This is a genomic window from Actinoplanes sp. NBC_00393, from assembly GCF_036053395.1.
GTDB lineage: Bacteria > Actinomycetota > Actinomycetes > Mycobacteriales > Micromonosporaceae > Actinoplanes.
The window spans coordinates 3,460,660-3,473,714 of record NZ_CP107942.1; the positions used below are offsets into that span (position 1 = coordinate 3,460,660).

16 protein-coding genes are annotated in these 13,055 nt (G+C 67.9%); 7 read left to right on the forward strand and 9 right to left on the reverse strand.

From position 1 onward, the window contains the following. The first annotated feature begins 126 nt into the window (after positions 1–126). The gene (locus OHA21_RS16345; protein WP_328474857.1) at positions 127–252 is read left to right on the forward strand and encodes a hypothetical protein; all 126 of its coding nucleotides are present in this window, start codon (positions 127–129) and stop codon (positions 250–252) included. Between the two features lie 259 nt (positions 253–511). Here the strand turns inward: OHA21_RS16345 and OHA21_RS16350 are convergent, their stop codons facing one another. The 3 genes from OHA21_RS16350 to OHA21_RS16360 form a co-directional block, all read right to left on the reverse strand. Further along, on the reverse strand, positions 512–820 hold the full coding sequence (locus OHA21_RS16350) for a BON domain-containing protein (protein ID WP_328474859.1): 309 nt from the start codon (positions 818–820) through the stop codon (positions 512–514). Positions 821–1,038: 218 nt separating this feature from the next. After that, the gene (locus OHA21_RS16355) at positions 1,039–1,476 is read right to left on the reverse strand and encodes an STAS domain-containing protein (protein ID WP_328474861.1); all 438 of its coding nucleotides are present in this window, start codon (positions 1,474–1,476) and stop codon (positions 1,039–1,041) included. A gap of 46 nt (positions 1,477–1,522) precedes the next feature. Beyond that, positions 1,523–1,771, reverse strand: a complete 249-nt coding sequence (locus OHA21_RS16360) for a DUF3040 domain-containing protein (RefSeq protein ID WP_328474863.1) — start codon at positions 1,769–1,771, stop codon at positions 1,523–1,525. 258 nt (positions 1,772–2,029) lie between these two features. Between OHA21_RS16360 and OHA21_RS16365 the strand changes: the two genes are divergently transcribed. Then, positions 2,030–3,502, forward strand: coding sequence for a cellulase family glycosylhydrolase (locus OHA21_RS16365; RefSeq protein WP_328474865.1), 1,473 nt, complete (start codon positions 2,030–2,032; stop codon positions 3,500–3,502). A gap of 354 nt (positions 3,503–3,856) precedes the next feature. On the opposite strand, the gene OHA21_RS16370 is transcribed toward OHA21_RS16365, so the two are convergent. Beyond that, entirely contained in the window at positions 3,857–4,210 is a 354-nt protein-coding gene (locus OHA21_RS16370; RefSeq protein ID WP_328474867.1) for a hypothetical protein, read from the reverse strand. Beyond that, positions 4,207–4,446 (reverse strand): hypothetical protein, encoded by a 240-nt coding sequence (locus OHA21_RS16375; protein WP_328474869.1) that lies wholly within the window; start codon positions 4,444–4,446, stop codon positions 4,207–4,209. Before OHA21_RS16375 ends, OHA21_RS16370 begins: the two co-directional genes overlap by 4 nt. A 92-nt stretch (positions 4,447–4,538) precedes the next feature. On the opposite strand from OHA21_RS16375, the gene OHA21_RS16380 reads away from it, so the two are divergent. Continuing rightward, a complete protein-coding gene (locus tag OHA21_RS16380) occupies positions 4,539–4,766 on the forward strand; it encodes a hypothetical protein (protein WP_328474871.1) in 228 nt (75 codons plus the stop codon). A gap of 80 nt (positions 4,767–4,846) precedes the next feature. Here OHA21_RS16380 and OHA21_RS16385 read toward each other — a convergent pair whose 3' ends face one another. The 3 genes from OHA21_RS16385 to OHA21_RS16395 all read right to left on the reverse strand — a co-directional run bounded on the left by OHA21_RS16385 (position 4,847) and on the right by OHA21_RS16395 (position 8,601). Further along, the gene (locus OHA21_RS16385) at positions 4,847–6,295 is read right to left on the reverse strand and encodes a HAMP domain-containing sensor histidine kinase (RefSeq protein WP_328474873.1); all 1,449 of its coding nucleotides are present in this window, start codon (positions 6,293–6,295) and stop codon (positions 4,847–4,849) included. Then, positions 6,292–6,975 (reverse strand): response regulator transcription factor, encoded by a 684-nt coding sequence (locus OHA21_RS16390; protein WP_328474875.1) that lies wholly within the window; start codon positions 6,973–6,975, stop codon positions 6,292–6,294. Before OHA21_RS16390 ends, OHA21_RS16385 begins: the two co-directional genes overlap by 4 nt. A 462-nt stretch (positions 6,976–7,437) precedes the next feature. Continuing rightward, positions 7,438–8,601 (reverse strand): amidohydrolase family protein, encoded by a 1,164-nt coding sequence (locus tag OHA21_RS16395; protein ID WP_328474877.1) that lies wholly within the window; start codon positions 8,599–8,601, stop codon positions 7,438–7,440. 357 nt (positions 8,602–8,958) lie between these two features. On the opposite strand from OHA21_RS16395, the gene OHA21_RS16400 reads away from it, so the two are divergent. The 4 genes from OHA21_RS16400 to OHA21_RS16415 all read left to right on the forward strand — a co-directional run bounded on the left by OHA21_RS16400 (position 8,959) and on the right by OHA21_RS16415 (position 12,574). After that, entirely contained in the window at positions 8,959–9,210 is a 252-nt protein-coding gene (locus tag OHA21_RS16400; RefSeq protein ID WP_328474879.1) for a hypothetical protein, read from the forward strand. A gap of 272 nt (positions 9,211–9,482) precedes the next feature. Then, positions 9,483–11,636, forward strand: a complete 2,154-nt coding sequence (locus OHA21_RS16405; RefSeq protein WP_328474881.1) for an MMPL family transporter — start codon at positions 9,483–9,485, stop codon at positions 11,634–11,636. A 91-nt stretch (positions 11,637–11,727) separates the two neighbouring features. Further along, positions 11,728–11,985 carry an SAM-dependent methyltransferase gene (locus tag OHA21_RS16410; RefSeq protein WP_328474883.1) on the forward strand — a complete coding sequence of 86 codons (258 nt, stop codon included), beginning with the start codon at positions 11,728–11,730 and terminating at the stop codon, positions 11,983–11,985. Then, positions 11,972–12,574, forward strand: coding sequence for a methyltransferase family protein (locus OHA21_RS16415; RefSeq protein WP_328474885.1), 603 nt, complete (start codon positions 11,972–11,974; stop codon positions 12,572–12,574). Before OHA21_RS16410 ends, OHA21_RS16415 begins: the two co-directional genes overlap by 14 nt. A gap of 183 nt (positions 12,575–12,757) precedes the next feature. Here OHA21_RS16415 and OHA21_RS16420 read toward each other — a convergent pair whose 3' ends face one another. After that, on the reverse strand, positions 12,758–12,994 hold the full coding sequence (locus tag OHA21_RS16420; protein ID WP_328474887.1) for a hypothetical protein: 237 nt from the start codon (positions 12,992–12,994) through the stop codon (positions 12,758–12,760). Positions 12,995–13,055: the final 61 nt, after the last annotated feature.

A 13,055-nucleotide genomic window follows, 5' to 3' on the forward strand; every position in this document is an offset into this window, starting at 1 on the left:
ATCAGCCAGAAGAATTGCGGCGAGCTGAACACTCCCTGGCTGGTTGTGGGGGGTGCCGACTGCAGGCACCCCACAACCAGCTGCTCCATCACGGCCACTACGAGAAACTGCGAGGCGGTGAGTCCCATGGCGGAACAGGCGGGCGCCCTCAGCCAGGTCATCTGTGTGGTGCGCCGACCGGCCACCCTGATCGGGCTCGCCGCTCTGGCGCTGGCCACCGCGGCCGACTGGGCGACGAACCACCGCTGGTGAAGGCGGCCGCCGCGCGGGCTCAGCCCTCATCGTCGGCGCCACGGGCCTGTCGGTTGCGGCACCGCCTCGGTGAGGGCGCGCGAACGCAGATGGCTGATTAGCACGGCGCCACGCGCTCACTGAGCTCCTGGGCGTACTGCGGGTAGAGGTCGCGGCGCTGCATCGCCGGTGCAAATTGAGCTGCTGAGGGGTGCTGCGGCGGTGCGGACATGGTCGCGCCTGCTGGCGGTGTGGTGGGTGCGGAACCGGCAGGCGGTCCCTACTGGGCCGGGCCGGACGTCTGGGAATCGCCCGGCGGTGTCACGGACAGCCGGTTACAAACGTCCACGACCCCGGGAATGTCCCACGCCCGCTGACGCATCGCGCCGTGTGCCTGCACCGACGCGACGGAGCCGAGCAGGATCACCACCCGGTTCTGCACCTGAACCCTCATCCGGGCGCCCACGATGTGGGGGTCGCCGTGCAGCGAAGCCGCGAAGACCTCGGCGATCATGTCGTCGGTCGACAGGCTGCGCGAGCAGTCGTCGAACTCCTCCCAGTCGTCCTCGCCGTCGGAGTAATCGTCCATGATCTTCCTTCGCGGATGGTCGCACCGAAGTTGAAGAGCCAGACTTCCCGCAGCACGTGGCGCCTGCCCCGCGAAGCGATGACAATCTCGTGACAACCCGTCCATTCGGTGCATCGTGATCGAAGGACCGTCCCCGGCGGCGCCAGAAGCCGGCTCAGTCGCTGGCACCGTCGAACCGCAGCGCCGCGAAGGTCCGCGGCAGCGAGAAAGCGGCCAGGTCAGCCGGGTCGGGAGCGGACCCGCGGGGCCGACAGGTCGGCGGAGGAGAGGACCTCCCCTGTCCGCAGGGCGCACAAGGCGGTCAGTAGCTGCGGGGACGGCGCGGTAAAGCAGAGCTGCACACCCCGGGTGGTGGCGCGGGCCTGTTCCGCGATGATGACGCTCAGCCCCGCCCGGTCGATGTGATCAGCTCCGGACAGATCCACGACGACCCGCTCGTGGCCGGCGATGGCCCAGCCGAGCGCGTCGCGCAGCAGCGGCGCGGACCCGGCATCGATCTGTCCGCGGACCGCGACAACCGCAGCACGGTCGTGCTCCCCGATGCGGACTGTGGCCAGGCCGGCGGTTGCGGGGAGGCTGCCAGCGGTTGCGTCATGCTCGTCGTCCTTCCGTTTGGTAAGGACGAGGTTCGCTGCACCACGTGGTGGTGAGCGCACAGCTCCATGTCATTTGTTTGACAGAAATGGTCAGCCTCGGCGCGGTTCAGCGGGAGCGGAGGACGGCCACGGCTATCGCTGCTGTCACCACCACACACGTGACGAGGACGCCGACGGCACCCCAGAGCACCATCAGAACCGACAATCCTGCCCATACCAGCGCGGCCACGACCGCCAGCACCGCAAGCAGGACTCGCCGCGGGATCATCCGGACCGGGCGGGCCAGTGCCGGATCCTCAGCCGTCAAATGCCCGACGATCTCGTCGAACTCGCGACGCGTGTCTCTGGCGGACACTTCCTCACCACCTCAGGGTCGGCGCCGGATGGGTCACGGATGCCGCTGGCCGGCCGCTGGCCACGGTAGGCAGTCCGGTCTGCGGTCCCGGCACAAATCCTTGTCGATTCGGTGACAACGACGCGTGTGGCGTACCGATGTCCCGGGCCGCTCCTGAACGGCAACCCCGTTGCCCTCAGCCGCATCCTGCAACCCGGACGAAACCAGCCGATCGAGGAGGGTCCCCGAACGCAACCGAACAGAAAGCCCGATCTACTCATGCTCAGCGCTCGCTTCGGCGCCGCCGCCCTCGCCTGCTCGCTGTTGGTCGGCCTTCCGCTCCCGGCCGCACCGGCGGCTGCCGCATCGTCCGCGGCCGCCGCGGCGCCGACGATGGCCACGCGGATGGCGGCGGTACGCACCGCCAAGACGATCAACTACTACCCGTCGAACGCGGGCTGGTCGGCGATGTGGACCAACTTCAACCCCGCCAAGATCGACGCCGACCTGGCCCGGGCACGCCAACTCGGCGCCGACAACGTACGGGTCATCGTCTTCCCGCAGACCTTCGGCTATCCGACGCCGAAGAGCACCTACACCGACCGGCTGGCGAAGTTCGTCAGCATCGCCGACGCGCGCGGCCTGACCGTCAAGCTCACCCTGTTCGACTGGTGGGACGGCTACACCGACGTCACGCGCAGCATCGCCTGGGCCAGGGCAGTGCTTGCACCCTACGCGCGTGACCCGCGGGTGATCACCGTCGAGTTGAAGAACGAGTTCCAGCCCGCCGACGCCGCCGCCGTCGCGTGGGTGCGCAAGCTGATCCCGGCGGTACGTTCCGTCGCGCCGACGATGCCGCTGACCCTGTCGGTCGACGGTCAGACCGGCGCCGCCGGCCTGGCAAAGATCAAGAAATCGCTGACCGGTACGCCGCTGGACTACTACGACTTCCACTTCTACGGCAACTCCGAACGGGCCCTCGCCGAGATCCGCAAAGCACAGGCCGCGGTCACACCGGCCCCGCTCGTCATCGGTGAGACCGGGTTGAGCAGCACGTCCGCGAGCGAAGGCGAGCAGGCTGCCTACCTGGCGCGGACCTTCCGCGCCGCGAAGGAGGCCGGTGTCGCGTCGGTGGCCCCGTGGACGCTCGACGACTTCGCGCCCGGCGCGATCCCCGCCCAATCAGCGGTCTCGGCGATTCCCGCGCAGTACACGTTCGGCCTGCACCGCGCAGACGGCACCGGCAAGCCCGCCGCCGGCGTGGTCCGCGGCGCCTGGACCGCTGGGACGACACCGAACAGCATCCTGAACCTCGGCTTCGAATCTGCTGCCGCGCACTCACCGTGGCAGCAGAACCTGCCGCAGGCCGGCCGCGCTGTGATCACCACCGGCACGGCCCGCACCGGCAAGTACTCGGCCCGGTTCGCCCGCACGACCCGCACCAGCAGCGGGCTGCCCTCGCTGCGCGTCGCCCCGATCACGCCGGTCCAGCCCGGCTACCGCTGGCGCGCCGAGGCGTACGCCCGCGGCGTCAACGCCACCGGCACCACCGAGATCGCGCTCAGCTGGTTCGACGCCACCGGCAGGTGGATCGGGCAGGACACCTCCAACCGGCTGCCGAAAGGCAACAGCAGCTGGACCAAGCTCGTCGTCGAGACGGTCGCCCCGGCCGGCGCCGCCGGCGTCCAGCTGCACCTGAAGTCCGGCGACAACACCGGCACCGTCTGGTTCGACGACGTCGCCGTGTCGTGAAGCATCGACTGCGGCGCGGTCACGCCTCAGACGGCATCCGATGAACCGCCACGCAGGTATGACCTACTTGCGAAGCATCCGATTGGCGCTTCCCGCCCTTTTTCTGGCTACTGGCGATGCCGAGCAGGCAATTCTGCTGCCTGCTTTGGGACGATGTGCGTCCTGGATTCCGTCTGACGTGATCCTGATCATGAATCGCCGTTGCTGATCGGGGCGACGGTCCGCGGCTCTGACCCGAGTAGATCCCTATCATGACCGCTCGCCGATCGGGGTCCACTGCCATTGTCGTCTCCTGTTTTCGACCGCCACACAGTCGCCACCGACGTTACTGCATTGCCAGTGCAGATTCATCCGTCAGTGGCAGAGAGTCAGAAGCCGGCCGCCGCCGCAGCAAGAGGCGATCACCGCTATCAGAAGCGCGGTGACACCGCGGGCCACAACGGCGCCATTGGCGCGGCCCCGCCACGTCGGCGGCAGCAGTTGCTCTACGGTGATCAGCAGCATCCAGGCCAGAAGCAGCGACGGGAACAGCAGGTCCCATTCCTCGTTGACGAACACGCTCGCATTGCCGTTCCCGCCGTAGTTCGGGCACTCGGTGACATCCGTGACCGGGTCCAGAAACAGCAGCGTCATCCCGATCGCCGCGCCGCCGATGGACAGGACCCAGAAGCCGCTCATGAACGAACGGCCCGGCGCTCTGTTGATCACTCGGGCCAGGTTAGAGAAGCCGGGCAAGCGGTGCGAGCAGATGGGCTGCGTGTACGGGACTCGACAGTCAGCTGCCGGCCGGCTCCGGCCAGCATGTCGTACGGGTACGGCAGCGGGTCGAAGTCGGTGACCATGGTGAGCCGGTCGGTCAGCGCCGGGTCGAGCTCCCAGCCGGCAGCGCCGAGGTTTGCCTGCAGCTGCTCCAGGGTGCGCGCACCGCTGATCGGGGCGGTCACCGCAGGTCGCTGCGGCAGCCGATTCAGCGCCACCTGGGCGGGCTTGCGCCCGGCGTCGCGTCTTCCTGCAGAATCCCGCCGGCCAGGAGAAGATGGACTTCGCCGGCTGGAATCGTGCGTACCGGCAGTTCTTCGCCAACACCAGCCTTGCCACCGGCAAGCCGGTGAACGTGCCGCTCGGCTCGGCCGCACCCGCCCCGCCGATGGTGGCCAACCCGGCCCGGCCATCGCGATTCGCGCTCGAGATCGAGAACCTGCCGGTCGCCGGCTGGCTGGTCGAGGTCGAGGTCGACGCGGCCTACCCGGCCAAGAAGAAGTAGCACCTGACGCTGTCGCCGACCTCACCCTCATAGTCGAACGGCGAGGTCGGCGACCCCGCCCGCCGCTCCCCCGGGGTGCATCAGCGCACCGCGGTGTCCTTTCCTGCGGTGAACCACTCGCTCGCGGTGGGCGGGGACGCGGCCGGAAGGCCGACCTGAAGCAGCGCGCCACCGCGGGTGGAGCGGGCGACCGTGACCCGGCCGCCGTGGGCGTCGACGACCCGCTGCACGATAGACAGCCCGAGACCGGATCCCGGCAACGCCCGGGCGCTGTCGGCCCGGTAGAACCGGTCGAACACCCGCGGCGCGTCCGCGGCGGCGATGCCTGGTCCGGCGTCGTCGACCTCGAGCACCGCCAACGCGCCGACGCAATGGAGCCGGACCTGGACCGGTTGGTTCGCAGGGGACCACTTGCCGGCGTTGTCGATGAGGTTGAGCACAGCCCGCTGCAGCGCGGCGGGACGCCCGCTCACCCACACGGAGCTCACGTCCAGCGCGACCTCGATGTCGGGCATGCGCGAACGCGCCCGAGTCGCGGCGGCCACCACCACGTCGGCGAAGTCGATCAGCTCGGTGTTCTCGTCGCTGACGTCACCGCGTGCCACCTCGGTCAGTTCGGCGGCAAGGGTGCTCAACTCGGCCACCTGGGCGCCGAGATCGTTGAGCAGCCGGGTCCGGCTCTCCGCCGGCAGTGCGCTGTCCAGGGTGCCACGCCGATCGAGCCGGATCAGCAGCTCGACGTTGAGGCGCAGGCTGGTGAGCGGGGTCTTGAGTTCGTGGGAGGCGTCCTCGGCGAGCAGCCGCTGAGCCTGACGGGATTCCCGCAGCGCGGCGAGCATGTCGTTGATCGACTGGATCAGCTGCCGGATCTCCCCACCGCCCTCGTCCGGGATGTCGGCGTCGAGATCCCGGGTGTCCGCGACATGCACCGCGGCGGCGGTCAGCCGGTCGATCGGTGCCAGCGCGGCCCGCGCCACGGTCCGCCCGACCAGGGCGCCGCCGACCACGCAGAGCAGCCCGATCAGCAGCATGCCGAACCCGAACTGGTTGATCGGGCTGTCGTCGGCCAGGTCGGCCACCTGGACCGCGCCGTCGACCACCCGCAGCGTGTAAACGCGGTAGCCGTCGTTCCAGTCGGTCGACTCCAGCAGGTCGGTCGACGCGCCCTGCGCGACGCGCCCGGCGTGCTCGCTGACCGGGGGCAGCGCGGGTTGGCCGGCCGGCGTCCGGGTCGAGCCGTCGGGCAGGATGACCCGCACCAGCCGACCGGATCCCGGGTACGGCGGTAGCTGGACCTGCGCCAGACCGGTGCGCTCCGCGTTGGTCGCCAGGACGCGCGAGTCGGCGTGCAGCTGATCCTCGGCGATGTCCAGCAGCTTGCGGTCCATCAACTCGCTGGCCACCTGGAAGGACACGAACACGCTGACCGCGATGGCGGTCGCTGCGATCACCGTCATCCTGGTCCGCAGGGACCGCCGGCGCCACCATCGGGTCAGCCGGTGCGGTTCCCGGCCGTCGGGCCTGTTCACGGAGGAGTCTCTCGCAACGTGTATCCCAGTCCGCGCAGCGTGTAGATCAATCGCGGCTCACCCTCGGCCTCCATCTTGCGGCGCAGGTAGCTCACGTACACCTGGAGGTTGTTGGCGGTGGTGCTCATGTCGAAGCCCCAGATCGCCTCGAACAGCGCGTCGCGGGTCAAGACCCGGGTTGCGTTGCGCACGAGCACCTCCAGGAGGGAGAACTCGGTCCGGGTCAGGCGCAGCGGCCGCCCGCCACGCCACGCCTGGAAACGGTCGGGATCGAGCCGGACGTCGGCGAACGACAGGATCTGCGACTCCTCGCCGGCCGGCGCGCGCCGACGCAGCAGGGCCCGCACCCGGGCCAGCAGTTCCTCGGTGGCGAACGGCTTGGGCAGATAGTCGTCGGCGCCCGCGTCCAGCCCCGCGACCCGGTCGGAGACCTGATCCCGGGCGGTCAGCATCAGCACCGGAAGATCCCGGCCCGCGGCCCGCAACCGCCGACAGGTCTCCAACCCGCCGAGACGGGGCATCATCACGTCCAGGATCAACAGATCCAACGTGTCACGCCCCATGCCCTCGACCCCGTCGAGCACAGCGAGACCGTTGGCAACCGTGCTGGTGTCATACCCCTCGACCTGGAGCACCCGCTCCAGCGACTCACGGATGGCCGCCTCGTCATCCGCGATCATGATTCGCACTCCGGCCCCACCCCTCCAACCGATGCCTTTGACGCTTATCCTCCCCGATCAACCTGAGGTCAGTATTAAGACGGTGCCGTTCTGCCGTGCTCATGGATGCACGACGACATCGGCCACAACGGTGTTGACGTCGTAGGTCAGTCCAGTCACCCGGATGCGCGGCGACACGTGCGGATAGCTGAGACCGTTCGCCGTCGCTGCGCACTGTCGTGACCGGGTCGGGCACCGCCGGGCCGACAAGCTCGTGCTCGTCGGAGCCGCCCCGCGCGGCGAAACCCTGCCGGAGTTGCTTGTGCGGAACGAACGGGATGGCGGGCTTGCGGTCCTTGACGTCGGTGGCGGCGAACCGGGCGTTGTTCCGCAGTAGTTCCGTGAGGTTGTCCATGACCGAAGCCTCACGCGGAGGTATCGCACCGACCACGGGCAACATTTAGTGCTGCCGACACCGGCGCGTCACTTCACTGGTAATTTCATTCTGAACAGTTTCTCGGCATTTAGGAACGCAATCTTCTCCTTGTCCTCGCGTGGCAGATCGACTCCGCGGAACCAGTCGGTCTGCGCCTTTATGTCCGCGAACGGGTAATCGGTTGCGAACATCACTCGATCCACGCTTATGTGCTTCAGCAGGAGATCGAGAAGTTCGGTCTGGGGGAATGCGCTGGTGGTGACCCAGAAGTTGTCCTGGAAGTATTGCCCGAAGGGCTTCTTGAGCGAGTTTTCGGTCGGCTCGCCCATGTCATTGACGATCCGCTCGTAGTAGAAGGGAAGACCTTCACCCATGTGGCCGATGATGATTTTCAGTTTGGGGAATCTGTCGAAGACACCGTACGTGATCATCCGAATGCATTGGGTCAGCACCTCCTGGTGCCAGCCATATCCAGACCCACTGAAAATGTAGGGCTGGAACTCTTTCGTGTAGTGAGACCGCGTGGTGCTGTAAAGGATCTTGAAGATCTCGTCAGCTGGATAGCCGGGATGCAGGTAAATCGGCACATCGAGAGCAACGGCACGTGCCAGCACAGGCTCGAAATCAGGATGATCGAGATACTTCTTCGTGATGTGCCCGTTGGTCAGTGCGCCCAGGAAGCCATCTTCCCGAACGGAGCGTTCCAGTTCGTCCGCCGCCGCCTCCGGGCTCTGCAAGGGCAAGGTGGCGAAAGCTCTGAAGCGGCCCGGATATTGGGCGATTGGCCCGTCTACAAGTTGCCGGTTGAGACGATAGGCAAGGTCGATTCCTCTTTGCCCCGGGACATTTTGTACGGACGGTGTATGAGCAGAGAGGATTTGAACATTGAGTCCCCCCGCGTCCATATCGCCGATGCGGCGTTGGCCAAGATCCGCAAGGCCGATTTCTTCAAGGAACGCTATGTGATCCTTGTTAATGGAGTTCAGCTTCAACAACGCGGGAGTCGTAAACGTCTCCTCCGTTCCGATGAAGGGCAGGTCCCGGTCTCGCTGATACATTTCCGCGGTCTTGTCCGCGTTCTGGTCCGGAGCCTGGTCCGGAGTCTTCTCGTCGTCGCTCGCTGCCGCGACAATGGCATGCGAGGACACGCCGGCGCCGATGCCGAGTGCCGTGGCGGCGGCCAGGAAGCTGCGGCGTCCCATGGGTTTCATGTCAGTCTCTCTCCAGGTGTTCGTGTGGTGTGGTATTCGCACCGCATCCGTTTGCGAGTTGCCTCAGATCGAGCCTTCGTCGCCCAGGCCTCCACCCGAGCCGTGGCTACCTCGGCGCCGGGTCCCGCCGAAGCACTGCCGGGCGGGACCCGGCGTCCTCGCGCCCAGCCCGGGGTCGAGGAACCGCTCGCGTGCGTGCTGTGCGGGCCGGCCGTGGCAGGCACCGCATCGTTGTGAGGGCGGCGCGACTCGCAGGCGGCGACGCTTATCTGACGCCGACTTCGTACCGAGTGAATCTGAGACGATCATTAATGTGGTGCTCAGGCCGGTTGTCCGAACCAGGTGCTCGGCGCACGCGTGAGCGTGGTGGACTTCTACGCCTGGCCGGTACGAACCCTGGTCGGGTTGTCATTGCCGCTTGAGCACCGGCACGGGCAGGACGCGTCGCACGACGTGCTGAACAAAGGCCTGGACCGAGGTCGAACGGCTTCGTGGCGTCCTCGCCGGGCTGCCGCTACCGCACCGCACGGGCGGCTGGTCCTGGCCGTGGACGTCAGTGCCCGGCTGCGCCCGGACGCCAACGGCACACCGTCGCGGCGCGCCTGCTGAAAACCACTTCGGACCAGATCGCCCTGACGCGGTCCGGCCCGGACGTCGTGACTGCGCGACCCCGTCGACGTCGACGCGTTGCTCATCCGCCCAACGGCTGTGGTGCCCGAGACGCGTCCATCGAGCGTGGGCTCGACGTTTCTGTGCCGGCTCGTGCGCCGGGCACCTGGCTCGGACAACCGGCCTTGAGCACGACATTAATGATCGTCTCAGATTCACTCGGTACGAAATCGGCCTCGGACAAGCGATGTAACACCTGCTCAGGAGGATCGATGGCAGTCAACGTAGCGCCGCCCCAGGAAGCGCCGCCCGGTCGGCTGGCCAGCCGGTGGGTGCCGTGGTTGGTGATCGGCTTGTGGGTGGCCCTAGCCGCGGTCATGGTGCCGTTGAGCGGAAAGCTGAGCTCGGTTACCACCGACAAAGCCGTGGACGCCCTGCCAGCCAGTGCCGAGTCCACCAAGGTGGCGGTGCTGGAGGAGAGCCTTCCCGGCGCGGAAGACAACACGTTCGTCTTCGTGTACCACCGCGCCGGCGGCTTGGCCCACGCCGACCGCGCCGCGGTCGAACGCCACTACGACACCCTGGCCAAGCGGTACCCGCCGAAGACGGCGACGTCCGGCGAAGAGGATGACGACGGTCCCCCGATCAGGCCGTCCACCAACGGCAAGGCGATCATGTTCACCCTCGACCTGAACACGACCTACGGCCCGCCGGAGGAGCTCGTCGGCCCGTTGCGTGACGCCACCAAGGACCGGCCCACCGGCCTGGAACTCGAAGTGACCGGCCCGGCCGCGATCGACGGCGACCTGGACGCCGTCTTCGACGGCATCGACCTGCAGGTCTTCCTCACCACCGTCGTGGTCGTCACGATCCTGCTCGTCCTCACCTACCGCAGCCCGGTGTTGTGGTTCGTCCCGCTCGTGGTCGTAGGCGTGGCCGCGCTGACCTCGATGGCGACCGTCTACCTGCTCGTCAAGGGCTTCGGCATCGTGGTCGACAACCAGAACTCGGCACTGCTGACGATCCTGGTGTTCGGCGTCGGCACAGACTACGCGCTGCTACTCATCGCCCGATATCGGGAAACACTGCAACACCACCAGAACGTCCGAGTCGCGATGATCCACGCGCTGCGCGGCGCCGCGCCGGCCATCATCGCGTCCGCGGCCACCGTGGTCGCGGGCCTGCTCTGCCTGCTCGCCGCGGACCTGAACAGCATCAGTGGGCTCGGCCCGATCGGCGCGGCCGGCATCCTGTGCGCGCTGGTGGCCATGCTGACCCTGTTCCCGGCGGTGCTCGTGGTGCTCGGCCGCCGGATCTTCTGGCCGGCCATCCCGCGGCTCAACACGGCCCTGCAGGAGAAGCCAGGGCTGTGGGGACGGCTCGGCACCGCCATCAGCCGCCGCCGGTGGGTGGCGACGCTCGGGTCGTTCGGCATCCTCGCCGCGCTCTGCATCGGGCTGACGGGCAACACCGGGGCCCTGCGGGAGCAGGACCAGTTCCTGTCCCCGCCGGAGTCGGTCACCGGCTTCACCGTTCTGCGCCAGAACTTCCCGGAGCTCGGCGGCCAGCCGATGACCATCTACACGCGGCCGGCGTACCAGAAGCAGATTCTCGACGTCATCAAGCGCACTCCCGGCGTGGCGCAGGCCGAACCGGGCCAGACCGTCCAAGGCTGGACCGACATCTCCGTATACCCGACCGACGCGCCGGACACCCCCGCCGAGTATGACACCATCACGCGGGTGCGCACCGCCGTGCACGCGGTCAACGGGGCGGAGGCAATCGTCGGCGGGCCCAGCGCGGAGAACCTCGACACCGAGGTCACCACCAGCCGCGACCAGAAGCTGGTGATCCCGCTGGTGCTCGTCGTCGTCCTGGTCGTCCTCGGGCTGCTGCTCCGAGCGATCGTCGCCCCAGTGGTACTGATGGCGACCGTGATCGTCTCGTTCGCGGCGGCCTTCGGCGGCAGCGTGTTCGTCTTCGAGACCATCCTCGGGTTCAAGGGCATCGACTATTCGGTGCCACTGCTGGCATTCCTGTTCCTGGTGGCACTCGGCGTCGACTACAACATCTTCCTGGCCAGCCGGGCCCGGGAGGAGACCGTACGTCTTGGCACCAGGGACGGCATGCTCAAAGCCCTCTCGGCCACCGGTGGTGTCATCACTTCGGCAGGCCTGGTCCTTGCGGCCACGTTCGCGGTCCTCGTCTCACTTCCGCTGGTGATGCTGGTCGAGGTCGGGTTCCTGGTCGCCTTCGGCGTGCTGCTCGACGCCCTGCTGGTGCGGTCGGTCCTGGTGCCCGCCCTCACCCTGCAGATCGGCCGACGAATCTGGTGGCCGAGCCGGCTGTCCCGGCCGGCGGCGGAGGCACCGCCGACGGGGTGGCACTCGCTCGCCGACGACGAGGAACCCGCGCTGCAACGGTGAGCGCGTCCGCACGGAGGAGATCCGCGACGGGACCCAGGCCCGTCCGGATCTTTTCCTGGGCCCGGACCTCAGCGGTGGCTCGAAACCCGTTGTGGACGTTGCCAGCGATCCCGCTGATGAAGACGGCGGGAATTCCCGCGACGGGGTCGCGAGCGACGAGGCCAGCGATGAGGGTGTACGCCAGATCACGCTGCGGTCACCGAACGAGATCGCCCGCTTCTTCGCCGGATGGAAGGTACTCGAGCCCGGCGTGGTCTCCTGCTCGCAGTGGCGGCCGGGCGCAGTCGACGAGACCAGCGTGGAGGTCGACGAGTTCGGCGGCATAGCCGTGTTGGGTGATTCCCGCTGACCGTTGCCTCCGGAGCCCCGGAGGCAACGGCGCGAAGTCCGCGCAGGCCTGGGCGGCCCGGCCGCTGTCGGATCTCCAACGCAAGAACCTTCGCAGCGTCACGTCCGCGGCACCATGCGACGGTGACCCCGCCGACGACCACCCCCATCTCACCGCCGGATCCTGGCGGCTGGGGGAACTGGCCGACGGCTTTCTCGTCACTCAACTGCTCTACGCCGCGGCCGAGCTGCGGCTCGCCGACGTACTCGCGGCTGGCCCCGCGGATGGGCCGGCCGTTGCCCGGGCAGTCGGCGCCCACCCGGACACCGTCACCCGCATCCTGCGCGGGCTGTGCGCGGCCAAGGTGTTCGCCGAGACCGATTCCAGCCGGTTCTCGCTCGGCCCGCTGGGCGAGTATCTGCGTGACGGCGTACCGGGATCGCAGCGCGGGCCGATCCTGGCCCGCGGTGCCATCTACTACGCCGCAGCCGGCGGTCTGCTCGACGCGGCTCGGACCGGCGAGAACGCCTTCGAGCAGGCGTACGGTGAGTCGTTCTTCGCCCATCTGCAGCGCGTCGCGGCACTCCGCCAGGCGTTCGAGGCTCCATAGCCGGTCGGGCCCGGCACGAGGCGGACGCCGTGATGGCCGCCTACGACATGAACGGGATCGGCCACCTGGTCGACGTCGGCGCCGGACCCGGCCTGATGGCCGGTGCCGCGCTACGGGCGGTCCCGTCGATGCCCGCATAACGTACATATCATGTGAATCAGACGTCCGCTGAAACTTCTTCCGCTACTCATCCCGCTGTGGTGTACCGGTCAGGCGTAGCCACAGAGCTGTGCCGTAAAGGATCAGGGATCCGATCCCGAGGGCCGCGCCCCCGGTGTAGGCCACCTCTAGCCCGCCGCCCGCCAAGACACCTAGGAAGAGCAGGACGGCACCGGCTGCCGTCATGCCCGTGGCGCCCAAGGCGCACTGGACGGCCGCGCTCTTGGATTTGACCTCGCCACCCGTGATGTTGCCGTTCATGGCCCACATGCTTTCATCGCGACACAAAGGCACGAGAGATCAACTCGAACAATCTTGAACC